A 22,648-nucleotide genomic window follows, 5' to 3' on the forward strand; every position below is an offset into this window, starting at 1 on the left:
GCGCGCATCGGCCGGGACAGCCGCGCGCACTACGCACCCCCGACGAGACCCAGTTCAGCCACTACTTGCCCGAATTCGGGCAGGGGTGTTGGCGAACCGGGTGCGGCGAGGCAAGATCGTGCGAGTGAATGACGGGGTACCCACCGAGCTGGTCCGCTACGTAGTGGCCTCCACCGGCCTACCCGAACGGGTGGCCGCCCGCGTCGTCGCCGATATCGTGGGCTACTTCGACGAGACGGCCGAGCAGTTCGTCCGGCGCAGGCACTCCGAGTTGCAGTCTCGGCAGATGCGCAACGCCGAGATCTGGCGACAACTCGACGCCGAACTCGCCGCGCGTCCGGTCGCTGCCCCGTCCTTCACCGAACGGCAACTACGTCGCATCGTCTACGGGTAAGGGGTTCATCACACCATGTGTGGAATCGTCGGATACATCGGTCACCGGCAAGCTGTTCCCGTGCTGCTGGAGGGCCTGCATCGACTCGAGTACCGCGGCTACGACTCGGCCGGCTTGGCGCTGCCCCATCGCGGGAAGTCGCGCGTGTGCAAGACCCGAGGCCGGGTGCAGGACCTGCGTGACAAGGCCGACACCACGCCCCTGCGCGGCACCGTCGGCATCGCGCACACCCGCTGGGCCACCCACGGCGAGCCCAGCGACACCAACGCGCACCCGCACACCGATGTCAGCGGGCGAATTGCCGTGGTACACAACGGAATCGTCGAGAACGCCGAACAGCTGCGGGCCGAGCTCACCGCACTCGGCATCGATCTGGTCTCGGATACCGATACGGAGGTGATCGCCCACCTCGTCGCCCGGGAACTCGAGGAATCCGAATCCCTCGAGGACGCCGTTCGCATCGCACTGCATCGGGTCCGAGGCACCTACGGACTGCTGGTGCTCGACGCGCGCCGACCGACCGAACTGGTGGTGGCCCGCAACGGCAGCCCCATCGTGCTCGGCGTCGGCGACGGCGAGATGTTCGTGGCCTCCGATGTGGCCGCCCTTGTCCACCACACCCAGCGCGTGGTGTTCCTCGACGACGGCGAGCTCGCGACGGTCCGCGACAGCGAATTCCGCACCAGCACACTGGGAGTCGAGTCCGAGCAAACCGACAAGACCCCGACCACCATCGACATGGTGGCCGAGGACTACGCACTCGGCGGATTCCCCGACTTCATGCGCAAGGAAATCGCCGAACAGGGCGAGGCGGTACGCAGAGCGCTGCGTGGCCGCCTCGACGACCGCTTCGCCACCGCCCACCTCGGTGGGTTGAACATGGACGCCCGCGAACTGCGCAGCATCAGCAAGGTCGTCTTCCTCGGTTGCGGCTCGGCCTACTACGCCGGCCAGCTCGGCGCCCAGCTGATCGAGGAACTGGCCCGGATCCCGGCCACCGCGGAGCCCGCGTCGGAATTCCGCTACCGCAATCCGGTCGTCGACCCTGACGCGCTGTATGTCGCGATCAGCCAGTCCGGCGAAACCCTCGATACCCTCGCCGCGGTGCAGGAGCTGCAGCGCAAGGGCGGCCGGGTCATCGGTGCCGTCAACGTGGTTGGCAGCGCGATCGCTCGCCAGTGCGGGGCAGGGGTGTTCCTGCACGCGGGCCCGGAGATCTCGGTCGCCTCGACCAAGGCATTGACCAACATGACCGTATCGTTCACGATGCTGGCGCTGTTGCTCGGGCGGGTACGCGATCTCTCGGCAGCCGACGGCCACCGGATCGTCGACGGGCTACGCGCGCTGCCCGACGCCATCGAGCAGGTCCTCACCGACGAAGAGGCCATCGCCGAGATCGCGCACCGATACGCCAAGGCCCGCAGCATGTTCTTCATCGGCCGGGTACGGGCGTGGCCGGTCGCCCGCGAAGGCGCCCAGAAGCTCAAGGAGGTCTCCTACGTGCACGCCGAGGCCTACCAGGCCTCCGAACTCAAACACGGTCCGCTCGCCCTGATCGACCAGGAGATGCCGAGCGTGGTGATAGTCCCCGACGACGAACTGCTGGCCAAGAACCTCAGCACCATCGAACAGATCAAGGCGCGTGGTGGGCCGGTCATCGCCGTCACGAACGCGGACCTGCCGCCGAATACGGCCGACGAGGTAATCCGGGTCCCCAGGGTCGCACCGGAATTGGATCCCATGCTGCTGACGATCCCGCTGCAGCTACTGGCCTATCACACAGCCATCGCCCTCGGTCGCGATGTCGACAAGCCACGCAACCTGGCGAAGAGCGTCACCGTGGAATAGAACTCGTAGCCGACGGTTCGGCTGGCAGGATCTAGGTGTGAACACCGCGAACCTGACCCGCTCCGAGACCGCCGCGCGATCAGCGGCGGTCACCGTCGGCGACTACCGCGTCGAACTCGACCTGTCGGCGGCCCCGGACCAGACCCGCGCCGGTTTCGCCACGACGACGACCGTCACGTTCGATGCCACGGTCGAGCAGACGTGGCTCGACTTCATCGGTCTGTCGGTGGAGTCGGTGACGGTGAACGGTGCGGACGTGGCGGTCGAGTACGACGGGGCCCGGCTCACTGTCGGCGGCTTGACCGAGACGAACGTCGTGGTCGTCCGTGGCACCGGTGCGTACAGCCGTTCGGGCGAGGGACTGCACCGGTTCCTCGATCCGGTCGACGGCCAGACCTACCTCTACACCCAGTACGAGCCCGCGGACGCGCGGCGGGTTTTCGCATGCTTCGAACAGCCGGATATGAAGGCGCCGTTCACGTTCGCGGTGACGGCCCCGGCCGGTTGGCAGGTGGTGTCGAACCGGCCTTTCGCGGCGATCCAGAACAACGGCGTGATTCAGAACGTCGAATTCTCCCCCACGCTGCCGATCTCGACGTATATCACCGCGGTGGCGGCAGGCCCGTACCATCGCGTCGAATCCTCCTGGACGCGAGGCGAACTCACGATCGGTCTCGGAATCTATTGCCGCGCCTCGCTGGCCCGCTACCTGGACGCGGACACGATTTTCGAGGTGACGTCGCAGGGTCTGGACTTCTTCGCCGAACACTTCGACTATCCGTACCCCTGGGGCAAGTACGACCAGGTGTTCGTTCCCGAATACAACCTGGGCGCGATGGAGAATCCCGGGCTGGTCACCTTCACCGAGGCCTATGTGTTCCGTGGTGCGGCCACCACCGCACAGTACGAGGGCCGGGCGAACACGATCCTGCACGAGATGGCGCACATGTGGTTCGGCGATCTTGTCACCATGGTGTGGTGGGACGACCTGTGGCTCAAGGAATCCTTCGCCGACTATATGGGTGCGCTGGCGAGTTCGGAGGCCACCGAATGGACCGACGCCTGGGTGGCGTTCGCGAACCGCCGCAAGGCCTGGGCGTACCTGCAGGATCAGCTGCCCACCACGCATCCGATCGTCGCCGACATCACCGATCTCGAGGCCGCCAAGCTCAACTTCGACGGCATCACCTATGCCAAGGGCGCCAGCGTGCTCAAGCAGTTGGTCGCCTATGTCGGCCGGGAGGAATTCTTCTCGGGTGTGCGCCGGTATTTCCGGACGCACGCCTTCGGTAATACCACCCTCGATGACCTGCTGACAGAATTGTCGGCGGATTCGGGCCGCGACCTGGCGGGCTGGGCGCGAGCTTGGTTGCAGACCTCCGGGGTGTCCACGCTGACCATCGACAACGGTGAGATTGTGCAAACCGATCCGCGTCCGCACCGGCTCGCTGTCGGGCTCTACGACTTCGATACCGTGGGCGACTTGGTGATCCGCGAACGGGTGGAACTCGACATCGTCGACGAACATACGCCGGTCCCTCTCGCACCGGCTCCGCTGCGTCTGCTCAACGACGGCGATCTCACCTACGCCAAGGTTCGCCTGGATTCGGATTCGATTGCCACCGTGGAGAGTTCGCTGGATCGGGTGACCGACCCGCTGGCGCGCGGACTGATCTGGTCGGCGCTGTGGAACGCCACCCGAGACGGGGTACTGGGCGCCGAACGCTACCTGTCCATGGCTCGCGATTTCGCACCGACCGAAACCAACATGGCGCTGCTCACGGCGGTCCTGTCGAACGCGTCGTTCACCATCGGGCACTATCTGCCGGATCCGGCGCGGGATCGGTGGCGCGGCGAGTGGCTCGAATCATGCTGGGCCACCTTGCATTCGTCGGCGGCGGGTTCCGGCGCGCAGCTGGCTTGGGCGCGTGCGACGGCGACCGCCGCCACAGTCGACGGTCGCCGTGCCACCGACATCGCGCAGATTCTCCTCGGCCGGGCACCGGAAGGACTGGCCCTCGATCCCGATCTGCGCTGGGCGCTGTGGACAGCGCTGGCCGCCACCGGCGCGGCGCCGGTCGCCGAACTGGACGCCGAACTCGCACGAGACGACACCGCGTCGGGGCGAACCGCTCACCGGTGCGCCCTCGCGGCCCGCCCGGAAGCGGAAGTCAAAGCCTCGGCGTGGGATTCGGCGCTCGGTGACACCACCCTGACCAATGACCACCTCGATGCCACCATCGACGGATTCCGCGCCGGCAGGCACCGCGACCTGATCGCGCGCTATGACACCGAGTACTTCGCGGCGCTGCGCGCGGTGTGGGATCAGCGGAGCATCGAGATCGCCCGTCGCATCGTGGTCGGGCTCTTTCCCGCCGCCGATTCGCTCGACGGGGTGGACCGGTGGCTCGCGGCGAACGCGGACGCACCGCACGCGTTGCGGCGCTTGATCATCGAACAGCGCGACCACCTCGCCCGGGATTTGCGCGTGCGTGGGGTGAATTGATGTTTCCCATTTTGCAGTGGGGTTAAACATCCACATCCGAAAATGTCTCTCTGTCAACCCCTGTCAACCAATAACGGTTTAATAACCTCCGCGTTGGTGAACCCTTGATCTATGACCACCTCACGTAATCGGACAACGAGTACGCCGAGCATGGATCTGACCAGCACCACCATCATGTTGGCCACCTGCGTGTTCTTCCTCTTCGGCCTGGCAGCACTCACCGGGTCGATGCCCGCGGCGATCTTCGGCGCCGCCAGCCTGGGCGCGGGCATGATCATGACCTTCAGAATGCTCGGCCTGCACAGACTGTAGATCTCCGCCGAACCGGAGAGTATTCGAAGGCCAGGAGCTGATCCCCATGTCCCAGACCACCGACAACAGGACCTACGAACACGCCGAACCCTTGTTCACGCACCTGATGCTGACCGACCCCCACGGCCCCGAACACGCCGCCTTGCGGGACCGGATCATCGAGATCTGCCTACCACTCGCCGACCACATCGCTCGCAAGTACGCCGGCCGCGGCGAGGCCTTCGACGACCTGCTCCAGACCGCACGACTCGGCATGGTCATGGCGGTCGACCGCTACGACGTGACCACCGGTTCACCCTTTCTCGGGTTCGCGGTGCCCACCATCATGGGTGAGGTGCGCCGCCATTTCCGCGACCACATCTGGCCGTTGCACGTGCCGCGTCGCGAGAAGGAACTCCAGGGCACGGTGCGGATGGCGGCCGAAGAGTTGAGTCGCAGGCTCCAGCGCTCCCCCACCGCGATCGAACTCGCCACCGAGCTCGATGTACAGGTCATCGACATCACCCGAACCCTGGTGGCAGCCAACGCATTCCAGACGCGAAGCCTCGACACTCCCGCCCGCGACAACGACGGTGAACCCGGCATGACCGTCGCCGAGACCTTCGGCGCCGAAGACCCGAGCTACTGTCTCACCGAAGACACGATCACCGTCGCGCCGCTGCTGGCGCAACTGCCACCGGAAGGCCGGCAATTGCTGATCTGGCGCTTCTACGAAACCCTCTCGCAGGGCGAGATCGCCGAACGCCTCGGTGTCTCCCAGATGAGCGTCTCCCGCAAGCTCACCAGGTTGCTGGGTAGTTTGCGTGCCCAGACCGCCGACGAGCAACCGGTGCCCGCACCCTGAACAACCCGCCCGCAGGTTCCCGAGCCGGCGTGACGGCTTCGTCGGCGAGGAATTCGGCTGACCCCGGCCATTGACTGTGCGGTTGCCGGGCTGCACTGTTGATGGCAGTACTTCGCGCGTGTCGTGACGGCGTCAGCAGGGTTGTCGCTGTTCACATGGTGTATCAGTGTGATACTCGCCGGTGGGAAGGATGCGATGACGATGCGCGGTGGACGGAATCGACGTGATCGAGAAATTCGCGAAGTACGGGAAATCCGCGGGCGACCGGCCCACCAAGCCGCCAGGTTCCTGCTGTCGATGCTGATGCTGGTCTGGTTCGGAGCCGGACTGCTCGCGGCGATGCAGCGAGACTATTTCACGAATACGCCGAACAACTGCGGCGACTTGGGCACGATCGGTCTCACAGTGCTCGCGGGCCCACTCAACTACCTGGGATTGAACCCGAGGGTCTCCGAATGCCAGTTGCCGGAGCCGAGCCCATGATCCCTCCGCACCTACGCGCGGGTTTCCGGTAGTTCGGTGACCGCGATCGCTCCCGGCGCGAGCTGATCGCCGCGGCGATTCAGATGAGTTCGGCGAGCTGGTCGCGAGTGCCGTATTCGCTTTGTGCAATCGATCAACAGTCATTTGCAACGAAGTCTGCACAAAATGATCAGTAACTTATGGTCCCTGCGCGGCACACGCGGCACCACTGACTACGCTGAGCGCAGCCCGCAAACGCAGGGATGCGAGGCACGTGCGCCGACCCGCGAGGAGAACTACCCATGTGGCCGTCCGACTGGCCTTCGTCCGCCCGCGCGATCGCGACCGCTGTCGAGGCCGCCGTCACTGCGGCGAAGGCGGCCGACGCATCCGGGTTCAGCGCGACCACCGCGGACCTGTCCGAACTCCCGGCCGATCAGGTCACCGCGGTGCTGGCGGCCATCGTCCGAGAACTGCTCGAGACCGCGCATCCGGACGGCCTCACCGGCGACGCCGTGCGCGCCGTGCTGGAATCTGTGGTGCGGCGATCGGCCACGTGGCTGCCTCGACTGGATGCCGCCACGGTCATCAGCGCGCTCACCGGGGCGCTCGGGATCGACGAGGCGGCGGAACCGGACCGCGGAGGGACACACCCCCAACCCGCGGCGATCCTGCTGATCGAGTACCTCGCCGAGCTCGCCCGGACACCACCGCATCAGTCCATTCAACGCGCCATCAACGAGATCGCCAGGGCTGAAACGATCGAAATGCCCTGATGTGCTTTACCTCTCGTCGAGGAGTCTGCGGATCTCGGCGCGCAGTGCGCGGGCAACGCGGTCGGCGGGCAGCGGCGGGAGGCCCGCTTCGATCAGGGCGGCGTGACGTTGAGCGTTGCCGCCTCGACGAGGTCGGCCGTGGGAATCTCGGGAGTTCGGGCGGAACGGGCCTCGGTCCAGGCGGATTCGGTCGCGGCGACGGCGTTGTCCAGCGCGGTGTCGTCGGTGCCGGAATTCATGCCTCGGGCAGTTCACGGCCGACGCGGCGGCGGATGGTGGCACCGATGCGCTGGGTGAGTGTCTGGGTGGCGGCTTGAGACTGTTCCTTGATCGCCTCCGCGATACCGTCCGCAACATTCTCGAGCAGCCACAGGCCGACCACGATACCGAGCGTGGCGGGGTCGAAGCGCACCTCGCAGGCGGGGCAGATCCGCCGCCAGTTCGCCGGCTACTGTGCGCGCGGCATGCAGGTAGGGGTAGGTGTCGTAGAGGGCTTTGGCGAAGCCACCGCGGTCGTAGGTCGGCGGGTTCATCGCGGTGTCACGCATCTGTTCGCCGCAGTCAAGAAGTCCCTCGGCCAGTTGCTCCACGATCCCCTGATGGCCGTCGCGGATCGCCCGTTCGATCAGTGGTGCGATCGGTTGGCCTGCGGTGATATTCGCGTCCGCGTAGGCGAGCTGGCGCGCCCACAGGCCGACGCCGGTCACCGGGTCCGCGGTGTGCGCGATGGTGCCCGCGAGCATGATCGCGATCAGTGCGTCGGCGGCGGTGGCGCCGTCGACCAGGCCGAGTTCGCGCTGCTCCCAGACCGCGCAGTGAGTTCAGCGGCCTGCGGCGGTGAGCCGGTAGTCGGCTTCGAGCAGCATCCATCCGCTCAGCTGCACCGAGAGATCGCGGCTCAGGTTCGCCGACGAGGCAGCGGACGCGTCCGCGAGCTGGAGGAAGGTTCCCGGATGTTCCGGCACCGCGACCGGGCGGTTCCAGTCCGCGCCGAACAGCGGTAGGCCGTCCACCTCGGCGCGGTTGGCCCATGCGGCCCGCGCCGAGGCGTGCACGATATCGGCTGCGGTCGTGTTGCCCAGCGACAGTGCGGCTTCGGCGAGATACCGCGCGAGGATTCCCATGAAGAGCCCCGAGTCGTTTCCGGCGGCCGCGGCGATCACTCCCCCGGCGGTGAGCCGGTTCCCGACTGCGGCGACGAGGGCCGCCGCGCGGTAGCGATGACCGGATTTGCCTGTGCGCAGCGCCAATTCGGCTTCCAGCCCGATGGTCACGCCCTGACAGTAGGTGTGGACGGTTCGATCCACTCGCCCGCTGGGCTCGTGAACACCATCGTGGATCAGCCCACTGCCGGCGTCGCGCAATCGCGTGTCGATAAAATCGGCGAGTTCGCCTGCGCGGGACAGCTCGCCGAGGCGAGCCATCGCGATACCGGTCGGACCGATCGCCGGCGTGTTGTAGTAGCCGTCGCCGGACCGCCACGGCACCGCACCCACATCCGGGTTCCAGCCATCGATCAAAGCGGCCCGCAAATCCCCCACCGCGTCGTCGAACCGGATATCGAGCAGCCGCTCGGCACGTTCGAGCGCCAGCACCAGCCACGCCATGTCGTCGTAGTACCGATTGGTCCAACCGGTGACGTTGCGGGTCCGGATACCCAGCGCGAGTGCGACGACCCGATCGATGCGTCCGGGGGTGCGTGCGCGGTGCGCGGCATCGACCGCGCAGTCGAGCAGGTGGGCTTGCCACCAATAGCACCATCGCCCGAACGCCCGTTCGGCCAGATCCGCGGGCCACACGAGCGCGCCCAAGCGACGCTGTGGCAGCCCCCAGAGCGAGCGCACATGCCGCTCCACGATCGCCTGTTCGGCCAGCTCAGCCCGCTCCCACGCACCGAGGTCGGCAGAACGGCTCCGGGTGATCGTGCCCACCTGCGTCGGCTGCCCCACCGCGGTCAGCGCGATCGCCGCCCCCGCCGCGCACAGCACGCGGCGCCGACTGAACGCTTGATTCCGGCGATCCATCCGCTCGGGCTCCTCCTCCTGGACAACGGCGGTGGCGCCGAATCTCCAGAGTCCCCTATCGGGATTGCCAAAGCTTGAACTGCTCCGGTGGGCCGTGAAAACGTTTGGCGGAACCCGCCGGACCAGAGCACGGCGACGAACCCCGGGTGGAGTTTCCCCCTGGATCCCGACACCCTCACCTTCTTCACCAAGGCCATCGAGGTCTGCGACTCGAGCATCGTGTACGCCGAGAACCACAGGTGGAGCATCAGTAGCACGGTATGGAATTCGGGACCGAAGATCTAGGTGATGTCCTCGCGGTGACGTAGGGTATCGAGCGCGGTGAATGCCGCCGCGGCGAGGATCATCAACGCCGACACCAGCAAAGCCACGTCGAGTCCGTGATGGAAGGCCGCCTTGCCGGCGTTGAGGACCTCGGAAACCTTCGACAGATACTTCAGATACGGGCCGATGTCGACGCCCTCGGGGATTTTCCCGAGTTCTACGGCTTGGATGGCGTCGGGCTGCAGCGATGTCGGCAGACCCAGTTCGTTCATGCGCACCTTCAGGTCCGAGGACAGGAATCCGCTCACCAGCGCTCCGAGGACCGCCACACCGAACGCCGAGCCGACCTGGCGCATCGTATTGGTCACCGCGGCAGCCATTCCCGAGTGTTCGGACGGTACGCCCGACAGCACCGCCGACGTCAACGGCACCACCGCGATCCCGAAACCGAAGCCCGCCACCGCCATCGCAGCCGACAGCGTTGGATCGTGCAGCGTTCCGGCCAGCATGTGGCGGGTCAGCAGGATCCCGCCCGCGCCGACCACACAGCCGAGGATCATAGGGATGCGGGCGCCGCGCCGCGCCACCCAATAGCCCGCGACCAGCGACCCGATCACGATCGTGGCAGCCATCGGCGCGAAGACCGTGGCAGTGCGCGCACCCGAATACGACTGCATCACTTGTAGATACAGCGCCGTGAAGAAGAAGATCGAGAAGATACCGAAATAGACGGCGAAGGCGACCACCAATGCGCTCCGCACGGCAGGCAGGCGCAGGTAGCGGAAGTCGAGCATCGGTGCGCGCGCTCGCAGTTCGACGGCGATGAATCCGGCGAACGCGAGACCACCGATCGCGAACAGCACGAGCACCGATGGTGCTGTGTAGCCCCGGTCCTGGCCGACGGTGGCCGCGTAGATCACCGACCCGAAAGCTGTCGCGCCGAGCAGGGCCCCAGCCCAATCGATCGGTTCGGGACGTGGGTCCGCGCTTTCCGGAACCGACCACAGCGCCGCCGCGAGCGCCACCGCCGCGATCACCAGGTTGAACCAGAAGATCGAGCGCCATCCGTACGCGTGGACAAGGACACCACCCAATACCGGCCCTGCCGCCAGTGCCAGTCCGGACACCGCCGCCCACACCCCGATCGCCTTCGCGCGCGTGCGGTCGTCCGGGAAGATGTGCCGAAGCACCGACAGCGTTCCCGGTTCCGACGCCGCCGCACCGAGCCCCATGATCGCGCGACCGGCGATGAGCATCGCGACGCTGCTCGCGAGCGCCGAGACCACCGACCCGGCACAGAAGATCACCAGCCCGACGATCATCACCCGCTTGCGCCCCCAGCGGTCCCCCAGCGACCCACCGGCCAGCATCAGCCCGGCGAACACCACGGTGTAAGCGTTGACCACCCACTGCAGCGCCGTCACATCGGCACTCAGATCACGCCGGATATCCCCCAGCGCCACGCTGACGACGGTGGTGTCGAGGAAGGTCACAAATACCACTACAGCGACTGCGGTCAGAGCGACGCGCGGTCGCGCCGTCCCGCCCGGCGCATTGCCCATCGGTCTCACGGGCACAGGGTACTGGCGGGGTCATCAGGACGCCAGACGCCCCGCGGCCATCGGCCGGAGGTGCCGGATCGGCGATCCCCGGCGGAAGTGCCAGGGTGCCATGGGTATTCCCGCTGCCACCTGCTGACCCTTTCGTCGTTGCCGCACGGCCTCGCCCGGCCGTACCGCGAAACACCCGACGCGGTACCCACCGCGATTTCATCGAAGATTCGCACACCGCACACGTCGATGCGCACTCGTCGCGTCGCGTTGCCCACCGCGTGGGTGTGCGAGACTGGGCCGGTGAGCGATGCCGGTGCGGGCACCTACGTCGAGGCGGGCGAGTTCCGTCGCGACACCAACTACATCACCACGCGGATCACCGCCGACGGAGGTGATGGTTACCCCGTCGAACCGGGTCGGTACCGGCTGGTCGCGGCCAGGGCCTGTCCGTGGGCCAATCGCACGCTGATCGTGCGCAGGCTGCTCGGGCTCGAACCGGTGCTGTCGCTGGGCCTGTGCGGACCCACCCACGACAAGCTCAGCTGGACCTTCGATCTGGATCCGGGCCAAGTCGATCCGGTCCTCGGCATCCACCGCCTGCGCGACGCCTATCTGGCCCGGTTTCCGGAGTATCCGCGTGGGATCACCGTGCCCGCCGTGGTCGACATCGCGACCGGGCAGGTCGTCACCAACGACTACGCGCAGATGACCCTCGATTTCTCGACCGAATGGACCGCCTATCACCGGCAGGGCGCCCCGCAGCTGTATCCCGAACCGCTGCGCGCCCACATCGACGAGATCAACGGAGAAGTGTTCCGCGACATCAACAATGGTGTATATCGCTGCGGTTTCGCCGGCGATCAGGACGCTTATGACGCCGCCTACGCACGGCTCTTCGCCGCACTCGACCGGATCACCGATCGCCTGAGCACTCAGCGCTACCTGGTCGGCGACACGATCACCGAGGCCGACGTGCGGCTGTTCACCACGCTGGCCCGTTTCGATCCCGTCTATCACGGCCATTTCAAGTGCAACCGCACCACACTCAGCGAGATGCCTGTGCTGTGGGCCTACGCCCGCGACCTGTTCCAGACCCCCGGCTTCGGCGACACCATCGATTTCGGGCAGATCAAGGAGCACTACTACGTCGTGCACCGCGATATCAACCCCACCGGGATCATCCCCGCGGGGCCGGATCTGTCGACTTGGCTCACCCCGCACCATCGCGAGGAACTGGGTGGACGCCCCTTCGGCGACGGCACCCCACCGCCTCCGCCCCTGCCCGCGGAGCAGGTGCCCTCGATCAGCTGAGAGCCGAACCGGATAGTCAAGCGCGGCAACAGCTTCCGACGACCGGTCCGCGATCTCCTTGACGGATTCGTGTCGGTGGTCATCGCTAGCGTGCTCAGGTATGGACACGATGCCCGACGGACGTTTCGCCGGCTTGCTGACGCAGTTGCGTGCGAGCGACTTCCGCACGTTCGTCCGAGCCGACGTCGAACAGGTGTGCCGCACCGCGGGCTGGACGCTGACGAACGACGGTGCGGTCGACATCCCGCACACACCCACCGGTGGCCGGCTACGCGACGACCACCATCCGTCTGCCGACGGCGCGCAACGGACGCAGCTGACCATTCCCGGCGCCACGATCGAGCCCGAACAGTTCCGCCGCTACCTGGACCTCGCGGTGGCGATGTGGGGTCCGCCCACCTGGTATTGCGGTCTGTCGGAACTCGGTGTCGGCTGGGTCGACGGCGAAACACTGCGCACACTCGAGCTCTCCGATTGGGGAGGCCTGTTCGTGCGGGTCGAGTCCACCGATTCCGATGCCAACAGCAGGTGGTGGAACTGGAAGACCCAGTACCACTACCCCGATTTCGTCGACGCGGACGACCGGATTCCGGCCGATGAGCACGATATCGAGCACAACAGCGCCGACGATTACGAGGTCAGCTTCACCTGGTCCGCCTCGCCTGCCGGTTCGGGTGGACGCGGCAGCGAGATCTGGAGCGTCTACACCCTCGGGCACCTGCGCGGCCTGCTGGCCGACCTGCTGCGCAGCGTTCACCTCGCCATGCGAGCGCTCGGTCCCGGCCCCGAACCCCTCGTCCTGCACTTCTTCGACCGCGACAAGACGCCGGACCGCTACGCCCAACTCGAGCTGTCCCCGAACGAGATCCGTCTGCGCGCCTTCACCACCGAGTCCACCCGCCCACACCTCGACAAGCTCGGCTTCGTGGACTGTGGTGAGGGCAGCTCCACGCGGATGTGGCCGACCGAGCGCGATCAGGCACGGGCAGCCGCCACCGTCACCACGGTGTTCCTGCACCGGGTCGGGCTCGGCTACGGGAATCTGACGATGACCGAGTCGGGGAATCCGCTACCGATCGACAACTTCTCGGTGGATTTGCAGGTCGACCTGGAGGGCGATGATCTGAGCGGCGCCACACCATAGGCGCCGGTTCGCTGGGACCCGAAACGATCTGCCACCGCGCACATCCCGAACGCTAGGCATTGCACTCGGATCGCGGCGGCCGTCAGCCTCCGACCGGTTGCAGAACGCGCAGGATCGGGTCGTAGGCCCAGTTCAGCATGCGCTCGGCATCCTGCCTCGTCGCGGCGCTGCTGTGGTCCGAGCTGTGCAGCACCACACCGATCAGCGGTATGCCCGCACGCACTGTCTCGAACATCAGGCAGTGTCCCGCGGCGTTGGTGTTGCCGGTTTTGATGCCGATGGTGCCGGGATACTCATCGAGCATGCGGTTAGTCGTTTCCCAGTGGTGCTCGCGGTTGGCTGGTCCCGCCGGAACGTGGAAGTTCCGCGAGCCGACGATCTCGCGGAACAGCGGCAGGCTCATCGCACGGACACCCAGCGCCACGAGATCGGCCGGGGTGGAAAAGGTGGAATGGTCGGTGGGGTACGGCATGCCGGCCGGGTCGCTGAAATGTGTTCCCGCCAAACCCATTACCCGCGCCGTGTCGTTCATCCTGGCCAGGAAACCGCCCTGGCCGGGACCGAACGACTCGGCGACGGTGTAGGCGGCGTCGCAGCCGGACGGCAGCAGCAGCGCATACAGGAGCTGGCGCGCGGTGAGCACCTCGCCGGGCACCAACCCCGCGGTGCTTCCGTTTTCCCTGGCGCAGTAGGCACCCGCTTCCTGCGGCACCGTCACCGGCCGTTCCAGGTCACCGCTGACGATCACGACCACCGCCGTCATCACCTTCGCGATACTGGCGATCGGGACCGGGGTGTTGGCCTCGCGCGACCACACCACCATCCCGGTGAGCCCTTCCGCCAGCGCCGCACCCGAGGCCTGCACACCGTCGGGCCCGGCCGCCGGCCACGGCAGCAGACCGTCAGCACTCCCGGAGGGAGCGGCGGCCGCGACACTGTGACCAGCCGCGACGATAAGAACCCCGACAGTGACGGCGTGCAACATCTTGGCGAATGTCCGCATGGCGACATTCTGGCGCACAACCGCCCCGACCTACGGGATTTACCGCCTCGATTCGCAGAACTACGCCTGAAACTCCCGCACATAGGCCGTATCGACACCGAGTACACCGACCGATGTCGCGCCGCCCGGCTGGCCGAGTGGCTCCGCCCGGCCGGGCAGTGGTTCGTGGAAGAAACGGACGTTTTCGGTGATGAACTGATCTTGGCCCGGCGGCAGATCGTCTTCGAAATAGATCGCTTCTACCGGGCAGGCCGGTTCGCACGCCCCGCAGTCGATGCACTCGTCGGGCTGGATGTAGGCCATCCGATCGCCGATGAAGATGCAGTCGATCGGGCACTCCTCGATGCAGGCCCGATCCAGGATGTCCACGCAGGCGGCGCCGATCACGAACGTCACGGTGTTCTCCTCAGCTGTACTGACCCGCGACTTGCGGTACTGCTGATCCTGGTGCGCGGGCCCGCGGCCGGGTAGACCCCGATATCCACCACCTCGTAAGGTTTCCTTATGAGCTTGCCGCCGGGAACCCCTGACCTGGAGGTGCTCGATCTCCTGGTGTCGGTGGCGGAGCTGGGCAGCCTCGGTGCCGCCGCGCGCAGACACGGCATCAGCCAGCCCGCGGTCGGGATGCGCATCAGCGCGTTGGAACGGCGACTGCGGCTGCGGCTGCTCGATCGCGGACCCACCGGTTCGGCATTGACCGATGCCGGTGCGGCCGTGGTCGAACTGGGGCGGCCGGTGCTGGCCGCGAGCCGTGCCTTGATGGACGGTGTCGCGAACCTGCACCGCGAGCTGTCGCCACAACTGCACGTGATCGCCTCGAAAACCATTGCCGACCACCGGATTCCGCAATGGCTCGCGGCGTTGCGGAAGCTTCGGCCCGAACTCGCCGTCGAACTGGATGTGGCGAATTCTCACCAGGTGACCACGGCGGTCCGCGATCGCGAGGTCGCGCTCGGGTTCGTCGAGGGACCGCAGGCGCCCTCGGGATTGGGTAGCCGGGTACTCGTGGCCGACGAGCTCGTTGTCGTTGTCGCACCGACCCACTCGTGGGCCACCCGCGCTCGCCCGGTGAGCCCGCGCGAACTCGCCGACACGCCACTGGTGTGGCGCGAGAAGGGCTCAGGCACCAGGGACACGGTCTGGGCGGCGCTCGAAATTCACGGCACCCCCGCGCGACCCGCGGCCGAACTCGGTTCCGCCGCAGCAATTCTCGCGACCACCCGCAGCGGCCTCGCCCCCGCGGTGGTCAGCCGTCTGATCGTCGCCCACGAACTCCGTGCGGGCACCCTGCACGAGGTGGACCTGGCCGACTCGATAGTTCTGACCCGGAAATTCCGCGCCATCTGGCACCGCCGCACCCCACCATCGGGCCCCGCGGCCGACCTGGTCGACCTCGCCGCCCGCATCGAATCTGCCCGTCCGACGGTGCGACGATCGCCGAGAAACTGATCCAGCCACCTCTGCCCACCCGGCAGTGAATCTCCGCTCACAGCAACACGTTCGGCACCGATATCGGGCGTGATCCATCCCGGAGCGAGCGCGCACCCGCAACGCCGACCAGCGATGCCGCTACCGCCGGGCCGACCGGCACGAGCGGTGGCGCGCCCTTCTCGACGCACGCACGCAAGCCTTCGAGGATTCGAACCGTGCCTTCGGCTTTCGGTTCGACGAGCGTGCCATCAGGGAGAGTCAATGGCGCGGGTCTGCGTTCCTCGTCGCGGGTGACGCCGTTGCGATCGGTCCAGCCTTCCTTGCGCACGCGCACCGACCATGCGCGGCTGCCGGGTGCTCGGACCGATTCGGCGAGCCCTTCGGTGCCGCGCACCGAAACCCAACTCCAGTGGCTGTCCGGTTCGCCCTGCAGGAATCCGTGCCGGGTGATGGCCAACCCGCCGCCGCTGAGCCGGACCAGCATGACCACAGCCTGCCTCGAATCGGTGGAGTCGACCGGAAAGGCCGTCACCTCGGTCGGCAGCTCGCCGGTGAGCGCGAGGATCGGCGACAGGGTGTGGGTGCAGTACGCCGTGGGTTCGATGCGGCCACGCCAGTGGCTCGGGTCGCCGATCAGGCTCGAGACATCATCGGGTGACATCCCGTGCAGATAGTCCGCTTCTATGAGCGTCACCCGTCCGATCTCCCCCGCTCGCACGGCGTTTCGAATGAGTTGGACATGCGGATGGAAGACGTAGTTCTCGGCGAACGAGTATGTCGCGGCCGAGCGTCGTTCGGCCGCGAGCAACGCGGTTGCTTCCCGCTCGTCCACGCAGGCCGCGGATTCGGAAAGCACGTGGATACCGCGTTCGAGGAAGGCGATGGCCAACGGAGCGTGCTCGTCGAAATCGTTGGCGAGCACCACCGCGTCGAGGTCGTAGCGCAGCAGGGCACCCCAGTCCTCGAACAGGGCCACCCGTGGCAAGAGCTCGGCCGCTGCTGCCCGCCGGATCGGGTCGCGATCGCAGGCGGCCACCACCTCCATACCCAATCGGCGACACCACGTCGCAAGGTACAACCCCCTTGTCACACCGACCACACCTACGCGCATGTCCGCCATCATTCAATGCTCCCAGCAGTCGATATGTTGGCAAGTCCGTGAAACGACCAACCCGGCTTCCGATCGACCGAAGTTCCGATCGGTGCCGATTCGTCAGGGTTGCCGCATTGTGAGGCAACGGGTCCCATCGAACTGTCCGGGCCGGAAGCTGCCCGCATGGCGGGCCTTCGTGTCCATGTTGCCGATCGATTGCGGATGCCGAGATTTTCACCTCGCCCGCCGATCCAGGCCGTCTGCGACCCCGAATACCTGACAGATCAGCAAGTACGCAGCAGCCCGCAATCGGACGCACACGACGCGGTGTCGACTACTCCACCCGCAACACCGGCTTGTCTGTGAGGACAACATGGTCACCGAGAACCCCTTTGATGCCACACCCGCCCAGACTTCGGCCGATCGTGACTCGCCGGCCGAACCGGGGCCGCCGTCGTGGGCAGCGCCCGCCCTGCTGTTCTCGATGCTGATGCTCGGCCTGGACCTGGTGGCGTTGATTCCGCTCGGTGCCTGGATGCGCGACTACGGTATCGGCCTGGTCGGCACGGTCTACCTGCTCCACGTACTGGCGTCGACCGCGGTGGCCGCCTGGACTGTGAGCCAGTTCCCGCTCCACCTGGATATCGAACCCGATCAGCAGCCATTCTGAATTGTGGGCGAACACCAGGTTCGCGGGCTCCTTCGGGCCGTCACGCCTCCTGCACACCATCGGTACAGCCGGGTCCGTGGGCGCAGCGAGATCTACGATCCGGCGAAGACCAGCCGGCGGGCTGCCGCGCCGCGGTTCTATCTCGGGCTCCTCGGGGGTCTGGACCTGCTCGAAGTGGTCGCGTTACTCCTCGCGCCGATGCCGGAGCGTGCCATTCGCGCGCTGGGGCGCTGGGCGGACGCACCGGATTCGGTCGGCGGCCTTGTGCTCGAACGGGTCGCCCAGCCGGTGGTTCTGGGAAAGTTCCGCACCGATGCCGCCGCGATCGTCGTCATCCACACCGCCGCATTTCTCGCCTACGGTGCACACAGCTGGATGCTGCTCGCCGCGATCGGCGGCCGCGCGCTCATCATCTCGCTGTCCGACAACGCGATTCGACGCTGTCGGAGTGGATCGCGCCGCGCTGCAACCGGATTGACCGCGCAACAGCGCGTTCACCGTCACCGAGACCGAGGTGGGTTGTCCGGATCCCGGTGTCGACCCGGTAGACCAGTACGGTGGGCTGTCCTGGTCATTTTCCGGCCATGAGCTCGATGAGCGTGGCTGCTTCGCCGAACACGCTCTGCTCGGCGCCGTCGTCCACGATGGTGAGAGTTGTTCCCACACAGTTCATCCCTGTGATCGTCGACGGCCCAGTGGCCGCCCACTTCCGGTGGACGCATCATTGATGGATCGCCGACTCTCAGACCTGGGGCATCTGTCAGTCGCGCGCCATCGATGCCGCGTATCCAGCGAGACTGCCCATGTTCAAGGAGTCCGCCGGTGAGTCACGCATTCTTTCGAGCAGTACCCGACCCGAGTGGTCGCACGGACGTACTTCATCCCGAACCCGCGGCAAGCAGTGGGTGGATCGGCGGACAGTTGCGCGGCATGGCTGTCGGGGCCGTCCTGGCACGTGCGGTGGAACGGGAACCGACCATCCGCGGCCGGGCCGACCTGCGACCGGTGCGATGGACGCTCGATCTGTTCCGCCCAGTGTTCATGCGGCCCTGCACAACTCGCCTCGAGGTCGTTCGGGACGGCCACGGATTGGCCCTCGTCGATGCGATTCTGATCCAAGACGACCGGCCTGTCGCCCGTGCCGGCGCGCTGTTCCTGCGCCCGGGACCGTCAACTGACGGCATCTGCTGGTCGCCTGGTACGACCGCGGACCCTCCGCCTGCCGATCGGGAACCCTCCGCTGATCAGGACCGCGTGTACTTCAGCGAAGAAGAAGGGTCGAGCCCGGATCCGAGCACCCACCACAACACCGCACGCCAGTTCCATCGCCAATGCCCGAGGTCCCGCCGACCTGGGCGCTATCGGGACTTCGCCGCCCTCGGTTGCCCTCGGGTAGACGCACCGTTCGTAGCTGCGCCATCGTGGCGATTTCGCGACCCGGGATCGTAGGCTTGCGCTATGGCACACGACACCGAACAGCCCGTCGACATCAAGCCACGCTCCCGCGATGTCACCGACGGTCTCGAGAAAACTGCCGCCCGCGGCATGCTTCGCGCTGTCGGCATGGGTGACGAGGACTGGGTCAAACCGCAGATCGGTGTGGCCTCCAGCTGGAATGAGATCACCCCGTGCAATCTGTCGCTCGACCGGCTGGCCAAAGCGGTCAAGCGCGGCGTGCACGCCGGGGGTGGCTACCCGCTCGAGTTCGGCACGATATCGGTGTCCGACGGCATCTCGATGGGGCACGAGGGGATGCACTTCTCCCTGGTCAGTCGCGAGATCATCGCCGACTCCGTCGAGACCGTGATGATGGCCGAGCGCCTCGACGGTTCTGTTCTGCTCGCGGGCTGTGACAAGAGCCTGCCGGGCATGCTGATGGCCGCCGCGCGCCTGGACCTGGCGAGTGTCTTCCTCTATGCGGGGTCGACCTTGCCCGGCAATATCGACGGCAAGGACGTCACCATCATCGACGCTTTCGAAGCTGTCGGCGCCTGCATCAAGGGGCTGATCACCCCCGCGGAAGTCGATCGCATCGAGCGGGCAATCTGTCCGGGTGAAGGCGCGTGCGGCGGCATGTACACGGCCAACACCATGGCCTCGGCGGCCGAGGCACTCGGGATGAGCCTGCCCGGGTCGGCCGCCCCGCCTGCCCCCGACCGCCGCCGTGACGACTACGCCGAGAAGTCCGGCGAGGCCGTCGTCGGGTTGCTGCGCAAGGGGATCACCGCCCGCGACATCATGACGATGGAGGCGTTCGAGAACGCCATCACCGTCGTCATGGCGCTGGGCGGGTCGACCAACGCGGTGCTGCACCTGCTGGCCATCGCCCGTGAGGCCGGTGTCGACCTCACCCTCGCCGACTTCAACCGAGTCGGTGACAAAGTGCCGCACCTGGGCGACCTCAAGCCCTTCGGTCGTTACGTGATGAACGATGTCGACAGAGTCGGCGGCATCCCCGTCGTGATGAAAGCCCTGTTGGACGCGGGTCTCATGCACGGCGACGTCATGACCGTCACCGGCGCGACCATGGCCGAGAACCTCGCCCACATCGAACTCGGCCTCGACGGTGATGTCATCCGGCGGCTCGACCGGCCGATCCACCGGACGGGCGGACTCACCATCCTGCACGGCTCACTCGCCCCCGAAGGCGCCGTCGTGAAGAGCGCCGGTTTCGACTCCGATGTCTTCCGCGGCACTGCTCGGGTGTTCGACGGGGAACGTGGGGCGATGAACGCGCTAGAGGACGGCACGATCGTGGCCGGTGATGTGGTGGTCATCCGCAATGAGGGGCCCAAGGGCGGCCCCGGTATGCGCGAGATGCTCGCCATCACCGGCGCGATCAAGGGCGCCGGCCTCGGCAAGGATGTCCTGCTGCTCACCGACGGCCGATTCTCCGGCGGCACAACCGGATTGTGCGTTGGCCATGTGGCGCCCGAGGCCGTGGACGGCGGCCCGATCGCCTTCGTCCGCGACGGTGACCCGATCGTCCTCGATGTCGCCAATCGCATCCTCGATGTCGAGATCGACGAGAGCGAACTCGCCGCGCGCAAGGTCGGCTGGGAACCGCTCCCACCCAAGTACACCTCGGGGGTGCTGGCGAAGTACCGCAAGCTCGTCAGCTCGGCCGCGCACGGCGCCGTCACAGGCTGACCGCCTCGGCCCTGATCCCCACGGCGGGATCAGGGCGTCGATGGTCGCTCAGCTCAGTGTGTTGAGCGCCGCTCCGTGGTACGGCCGCACCTCGTCGGTCCGCCCCGCCAGGACCTTGGACGCCCACTCCGGGTCCTGGAGCAGGGCCCGGCCGACGGCGACCATGTCGAATTCGTCGCGTTCCATGCGGTCGAGGAGGTTGTCCAGGCTGCCGAGCTCGGCGCCCTGGCCCGAGAACGCACGGAGGAAGTCGCCGTCGAGGCCGACCGAACCGACGGTGATGGCCGGCCTGCCGGTGAGCTTCTTGGTCCAGCCTGCGAGGTTCAGGTCCGAGCCATCGAACTCCGGGAGCCAGTAGCGGCGGGTCGAGGCGTGGAAGGCGTCGACACCGGCCGCGGCGAGCGGGGCCAGGATCGCCTCCAGCTCCTGCGGGGACTCGGCGAGCCGCGCGTCGTAGGCCTCCTGCTTCCACTGCGAGTAGCGGAAGATCACCGGGAACTCGGGTGAGACCACCGACCGGACCGCGGCCACGATCTCGGCGGCGAACCTCGTCCTGGCCACCGGGTCGCCGCCGTAGACATCCGCACGGCGGTTGGTCCGCGACCAGAGGAACTGGTCGAGGAGATAACCGTGGGCACCGTGCAGTTCGACGCCGTCGAAGCCGATGCGCTCGGCGGCAGCGGCTGCCTCGGCGAAGGCGCCGATGACGTCGTCCAGGTCACGCTGGGTCATCGCCTTGCCGGTGCCCTCGGTGCCGTCGACGCGAATGCCGGAAGGGCCAAGGGCGGGCGCATCGGGGTAGGGCTGCTCGCCCTGGTTGCGGACCATGCCGATGTGCCACAGCTGCGGCACGATCGTGCCGCCCGCCGCGTGCACGTCCTCGGCGACCTTGGCCCATCCCGCCAATTGCTCCTCGCCGTGGAACCGCGGCACGCGATCGCTCTGCCCGGCCGAATCGTGGCCGACGTAGGTCCCCTCGGTGACGATGAGGCCCACGCCGGCGGCGGCGCGCCGGGCGTAGTAGGACCGCACGTCGTCACCGGGGACGCCGCCCGGCGAGAACATGCGCGTCATCGGCGCCATCACGATGCGGTTCGGGACGGTCAGACCGTTCAGCGTGACGGGCCGTGACAGGATCTCGGCCGTGCGGGAGACCTCGGACGGGGTGACGATCACTGGCTACTCCTCAGAGCTACTTGACAACATCGATGGTTGAGAACTTCAAGCAATACCCCCACGCTAGAGGCAGATATTTGAGATAGTCAAGTTTCTGCGGATAAGCTGACTCTCATGGAAGAAGCTCCGCGCGTCGATACGGCCCAGCTCATGGAGCTGCTCTCGGTGTCGCTCGGCGTCTATTACGGGGACTTCACCGCGGCGGCGGCGAGTGAGAACCTCACCGCGAGCCAGGGCAAAACGCTCACCGCGCTGCGCCGGGGCCCCGTAGCGATGCGCGCCCTGGCCGACACCTTGGCCTGCGACGCTTCCAACGTCACCGGAATCATCAACCGGCTGGAGAAGCGCGGCCTCGTGCGCCGCGAGGCCAGTGCGTCCGACCGCCGCGTCACCAATCTCGTCATCACGCCCGAGGGCGAGCAGGTCACCGATACGATCCGGGCGAAGATGCGCGCCACCCAAGACGGCCTGAAGAGGCTCACCGACCAAGACCGGGACTGTCTGTACACCCTGCTGGAACGCGTTTTCGTCACCCGCGGTTCGCGTCGGGACGCAGCGTCAGAGGCATGATCCGCGAATGGCCGGCACGAACGTGCCGGTCATGAGCCGGCCTTCTCGACGAGGGGCCGGTGTCGATGCGTCGTTGTGCGGACACGGGCTTACTCGGGCCCGAGAATATCCGGCGCT

General features: G+C 66.9%; 24 protein-coding genes. 16 read left to right on the plus strand and 8 right to left on the minus strand.

Annotated features, from left to right (window positions below; genetic code table 11):
* Positions 1-124 precede the first annotated feature (124 nt).
* From ACTWPB_RS22055 to ACTWPB_RS22085, 7 genes are all read left to right on the plus strand, one after another.
* Positions 125-394, plus strand: a complete 270-nt coding sequence (locus ACTWPB_RS22055; RefSeq protein ID WP_446222472.1) for a hypothetical protein — start codon at positions 125-127, stop codon at positions 392-394.
* Between the two features lie 15 nt (positions 395-409).
* Entirely contained in the window at positions 410-2,242 is a 1,833-nt protein-coding gene (glmS, locus tag ACTWPB_RS22060) for a glutamine--fructose-6-phosphate transaminase (isomerizing) (protein ID WP_446222473.1), read from the plus strand.
* A gap of 37 nt (positions 2,243-2,279) precedes the next feature.
* On the plus strand, positions 2,280-4,748 hold the full coding sequence (gene pepN, locus ACTWPB_RS22065; protein WP_446222474.1) for an aminopeptidase N: 2,469 nt from the start codon (positions 2,280-2,282) through the stop codon (positions 4,746-4,748).
* A 111-nt stretch (positions 4,749-4,859) separates the two neighbouring features.
* A complete protein-coding gene (locus tag ACTWPB_RS22070) occupies positions 4,860-5,060 on the plus strand; it encodes a hypothetical protein (RefSeq protein WP_446222475.1) in 201 nt (66 codons plus the stop codon).
* 46 nt (positions 5,061-5,106) lie between these two features.
* Positions 5,107-5,904 (plus strand): SigB/SigF/SigG family RNA polymerase sigma factor, encoded by a 798-nt coding sequence (locus tag ACTWPB_RS22075; protein ID WP_446222476.1) that lies wholly within the window; start codon positions 5,107-5,109, stop codon positions 5,902-5,904.
* Between the two features lie 297 nt (positions 5,905-6,201).
* Positions 6,202-6,387 carry a hypothetical protein gene (locus ACTWPB_RS22080; RefSeq protein WP_446222477.1) on the plus strand — a complete coding sequence of 62 codons (186 nt, stop codon included), beginning with the start codon at positions 6,202-6,204 and terminating at the stop codon, positions 6,385-6,387.
* Between the two features lie 281 nt (positions 6,388-6,668).
* Positions 6,669-7,142, plus strand: a complete 474-nt coding sequence (locus ACTWPB_RS22085; protein ID WP_446222478.1) for a hypothetical protein — start codon at positions 6,669-6,671, stop codon at positions 7,140-7,142.
* 92 nt (positions 7,143-7,234) lie between these two features.
* Here the strand turns inward: ACTWPB_RS22085 and ACTWPB_RS22090 are convergent, their stop codons facing one another.
* The 3 genes from ACTWPB_RS22090 to ACTWPB_RS22100 form a co-directional block, all read right to left on the minus strand.
* On the minus strand, positions 7,235-7,381 hold the full coding sequence (locus tag ACTWPB_RS22090) for a hypothetical protein (RefSeq protein WP_446222479.1): 147 nt from the start codon (positions 7,379-7,381) through the stop codon (positions 7,235-7,237).
* Entirely contained in the window at positions 7,378-7,554 is a 177-nt protein-coding gene (locus ACTWPB_RS22095; RefSeq protein ID WP_446222480.1) for a hypothetical protein, read from the minus strand. The genes ACTWPB_RS22090 and ACTWPB_RS22095 overlap by 4 nt, the downstream gene beginning before the upstream one ends.
* A 409-nt stretch (positions 7,555-7,963) precedes the next feature.
* A complete protein-coding gene (locus ACTWPB_RS22100) occupies positions 7,964-9,166 on the minus strand; it encodes a glycoside hydrolase family 76 protein (RefSeq protein ID WP_446222481.1) in 1,203 nt (400 codons plus the stop codon).
* An 87-nt stretch (positions 9,167-9,253) separates the two neighbouring features.
* Here ACTWPB_RS22100 and ACTWPB_RS22105 point away from each other — a divergent pair, with 87 nt between their 5' ends.
* Positions 9,254-9,451: a BP74-related protein gene (locus ACTWPB_RS22105; protein WP_446222482.1), complete on the plus strand. Its 198-nt coding sequence runs from the start codon at positions 9,254-9,256 to the stop codon at positions 9,449-9,451.
* Here the strand turns inward: ACTWPB_RS22105 and ACTWPB_RS22110 are convergent.
* A complete protein-coding gene (locus tag ACTWPB_RS22110) occupies positions 9,448-10,992 on the minus strand; it encodes an MFS transporter (protein ID WP_446226441.1) in 1,545 nt (514 codons plus the stop codon). The two genes, ACTWPB_RS22105 and ACTWPB_RS22110, sit on opposite strands and share 4 nt — an antisense overlap.
* Positions 10,993-11,283: 291 nt before the next feature.
* On the opposite strand from ACTWPB_RS22110, the gene ACTWPB_RS22115 reads away from it, so the two are divergent.
* Positions 11,284-12,294: a glutathione S-transferase family protein gene (locus tag ACTWPB_RS22115; protein ID WP_446222483.1), complete on the plus strand. Its 1,011-nt coding sequence runs from the start codon at positions 11,284-11,286 to the stop codon at positions 12,292-12,294.
* A gap of 100 nt (positions 12,295-12,394) precedes the next feature.
* A complete protein-coding gene (locus ACTWPB_RS22120) occupies positions 12,395-13,438 on the plus strand; it encodes a hypothetical protein (RefSeq protein ID WP_446222484.1) in 1,044 nt (347 codons plus the stop codon).
* An 82-nt stretch (positions 13,439-13,520) separates the two neighbouring features.
* On the opposite strand, the gene ACTWPB_RS22125 is transcribed toward ACTWPB_RS22120, so the two are convergent.
* Positions 13,521-14,441 carry a D-alanyl-D-alanine carboxypeptidase family protein gene (locus ACTWPB_RS22125; protein ID WP_446222485.1) on the minus strand — a complete coding sequence of 307 codons (921 nt, stop codon included), beginning with the start codon at positions 14,439-14,441 and terminating at the stop codon, positions 13,521-13,523.
* A gap of 60 nt (positions 14,442-14,501) precedes the next feature.
* Entirely contained in the window at positions 14,502-14,837 is a 336-nt protein-coding gene (gene fdxA, locus ACTWPB_RS22130; RefSeq protein ID WP_446222486.1) for a ferredoxin, read from the minus strand.
* A gap of 108 nt (positions 14,838-14,945) precedes the next feature.
* Between fdxA and ACTWPB_RS22135 the strand changes: the two genes are divergently transcribed.
* Positions 14,946-15,890, plus strand: a complete 945-nt coding sequence (locus tag ACTWPB_RS22135; protein WP_446222487.1) for a LysR family transcriptional regulator — start codon at positions 14,946-14,948, stop codon at positions 15,888-15,890.
* 37 nt (positions 15,891-15,927) lie between these two features.
* On the opposite strand, the gene ACTWPB_RS22140 is transcribed toward ACTWPB_RS22135, so the two are convergent.
* Complete coding sequence (locus ACTWPB_RS22140) at positions 15,928-16,995, minus strand: Gfo/Idh/MocA family protein (protein ID WP_446222488.1); 1,068 nt, start codon at positions 16,993-16,995, stop codon at positions 15,928-15,930.
* 343 nt (positions 16,996-17,338) lie between these two features.
* Here ACTWPB_RS22140 and ACTWPB_RS22145 point away from each other — a divergent pair, with 343 nt between their 5' ends.
* From ACTWPB_RS22145 to ilvD, 4 genes are all read left to right on the plus strand, one after another.
* Complete coding sequence (locus tag ACTWPB_RS22145; RefSeq protein WP_446222489.1) at positions 17,339-17,635, plus strand: hypothetical protein; 297 nt, start codon at positions 17,339-17,341, stop codon at positions 17,633-17,635.
* A 3-nt stretch (positions 17,636-17,638) separates the two neighbouring features.
* Positions 17,639-18,223: a hypothetical protein gene (locus ACTWPB_RS22150; protein ID WP_446222490.1), complete on the plus strand. Its 585-nt coding sequence runs from the start codon at positions 17,639-17,641 to the stop codon at positions 18,221-18,223.
* Positions 18,224-18,412: 189 nt separating this feature from the next.
* Entirely contained in the window at positions 18,413-19,084 is a 672-nt protein-coding gene (locus tag ACTWPB_RS22155) for an acyl-CoA thioesterase domain-containing protein (protein WP_446222491.1), read from the plus strand.
* Positions 19,085-19,093: 9 nt separating this feature from the next.
* Entirely contained in the window at positions 19,094-20,785 is a 1,692-nt protein-coding gene (gene ilvD / locus ACTWPB_RS22160; RefSeq protein WP_378913504.1) for a dihydroxy-acid dehydratase, read from the plus strand.
* Between the two features lie 48 nt (positions 20,786-20,833).
* Here the strand turns inward: ilvD and ACTWPB_RS22165 are convergent, their stop codons facing one another.
* On the minus strand, positions 20,834-21,961 hold the full coding sequence (locus tag ACTWPB_RS22165; RefSeq protein ID WP_446222492.1) for an NADH:flavin oxidoreductase: 1,128 nt from the start codon (positions 21,959-21,961) through the stop codon (positions 20,834-20,836).
* 114 nt (positions 21,962-22,075) lie between these two features.
* Between ACTWPB_RS22165 and ACTWPB_RS22170 the strand changes: the two genes are divergently transcribed.
* On the plus strand, positions 22,076-22,531 hold the full coding sequence (locus ACTWPB_RS22170) for a MarR family winged helix-turn-helix transcriptional regulator (protein ID WP_446222493.1): 456 nt from the start codon (positions 22,076-22,078) through the stop codon (positions 22,529-22,531).
* Positions 22,532-22,648 lie beyond the last annotated feature (117 nt).

It is taken from the genome of Nocardia sp. IBHARD005, assembly GCF_052814245.1.

What these genes read in the sequence shown, in the direction of transcription:
- ACTWPB_RS22120 (WP_446222484.1), top strand. Translation starts at nt 12,395, where the DNA reads ATGGACACGATGCCCGACGGACGTTTCGCCGGCTTGCTGACGCAGTTG.
- ACTWPB_RS22135 (WP_446222487.1), top strand. Translation starts at nt 14,946, where the DNA reads ATGAGCTTGCCGCCGGGAACCCCTGACCTGGAGGTGCTCGATCTCCTG.
- ACTWPB_RS22090 (WP_446222479.1), bottom strand. Translation starts at nt 7,381, where the DNA reads ATGAATTCCGGCACCGACGACACCGCGCTGGACAACGCCGTCGCCGCG.
- ACTWPB_RS22125 (WP_446222485.1), bottom strand. Translation starts at nt 14,441, where the DNA reads ATGCGGACATTCGCCAAGATGTTGCACGCCGTCACTGTCGGGGTTCTT.
- ACTWPB_RS22100 (WP_446222481.1), bottom strand. Translation starts at nt 9,166, where the DNA reads ATGGATCGCCGGAATCAAGCGTTCAGTCGGCGCCGCGTGCTGTGCGCG.
- ACTWPB_RS22080 (WP_446222477.1), top strand. Translation starts at nt 6,202, where the DNA reads ATGCTGATGCTGGTCTGGTTCGGAGCCGGACTGCTCGCGGCGATGCAG.
- ACTWPB_RS22110 (WP_446226441.1), bottom strand. Translation starts at nt 10,992, where the DNA reads ATGGGCAATGCGCCGGGCGGGACGGCGCGACCGCGCGTCGCTCTGACC.
- ilvD (WP_378913504.1), top strand. Translation starts at nt 19,094, where the DNA reads ATGGCACACGACACCGAACAGCCCGTCGACATCAAGCCACGCTCCCGC.
- ACTWPB_RS22140 (WP_446222488.1), bottom strand. Translation starts at nt 16,995, where the DNA reads ATGATGGCGGACATGCGCGTAGGTGTGGTCGGTGTGACAAGGGGGTTG.
- ACTWPB_RS22170 (WP_446222493.1), top strand. Translation starts at nt 22,076, where the DNA reads ATGGAAGAAGCTCCGCGCGTCGATACGGCCCAGCTCATGGAGCTGCTC.
- ACTWPB_RS22155 (WP_446222491.1), top strand. Translation starts at nt 18,413, where the DNA reads ATGCCGCGTATCCAGCGAGACTGCCCATGTTCAAGGAGTCCGCCGGTG.
- ACTWPB_RS22085 (WP_446222478.1), top strand. Translation starts at nt 6,669, where the DNA reads ATGTGGCCGTCCGACTGGCCTTCGTCCGCCCGCGCGATCGCGACCGCT.
- ACTWPB_RS22075 (WP_446222476.1), top strand. Translation starts at nt 5,107, where the DNA reads ATGTCCCAGACCACCGACAACAGGACCTACGAACACGCCGAACCCTTG.
- ACTWPB_RS22145 (WP_446222489.1), top strand. Translation starts at nt 17,339, where the DNA reads ATGGTCACCGAGAACCCCTTTGATGCCACACCCGCCCAGACTTCGGCC.
- ACTWPB_RS22070 (WP_446222475.1), top strand. Translation starts at nt 4,860, where the DNA reads ATGACCACCTCACGTAATCGGACAACGAGTACGCCGAGCATGGATCTG.
- glmS (WP_446222473.1), top strand. Translation starts at nt 410, where the DNA reads ATGTGTGGAATCGTCGGATACATCGGTCACCGGCAAGCTGTTCCCGTG.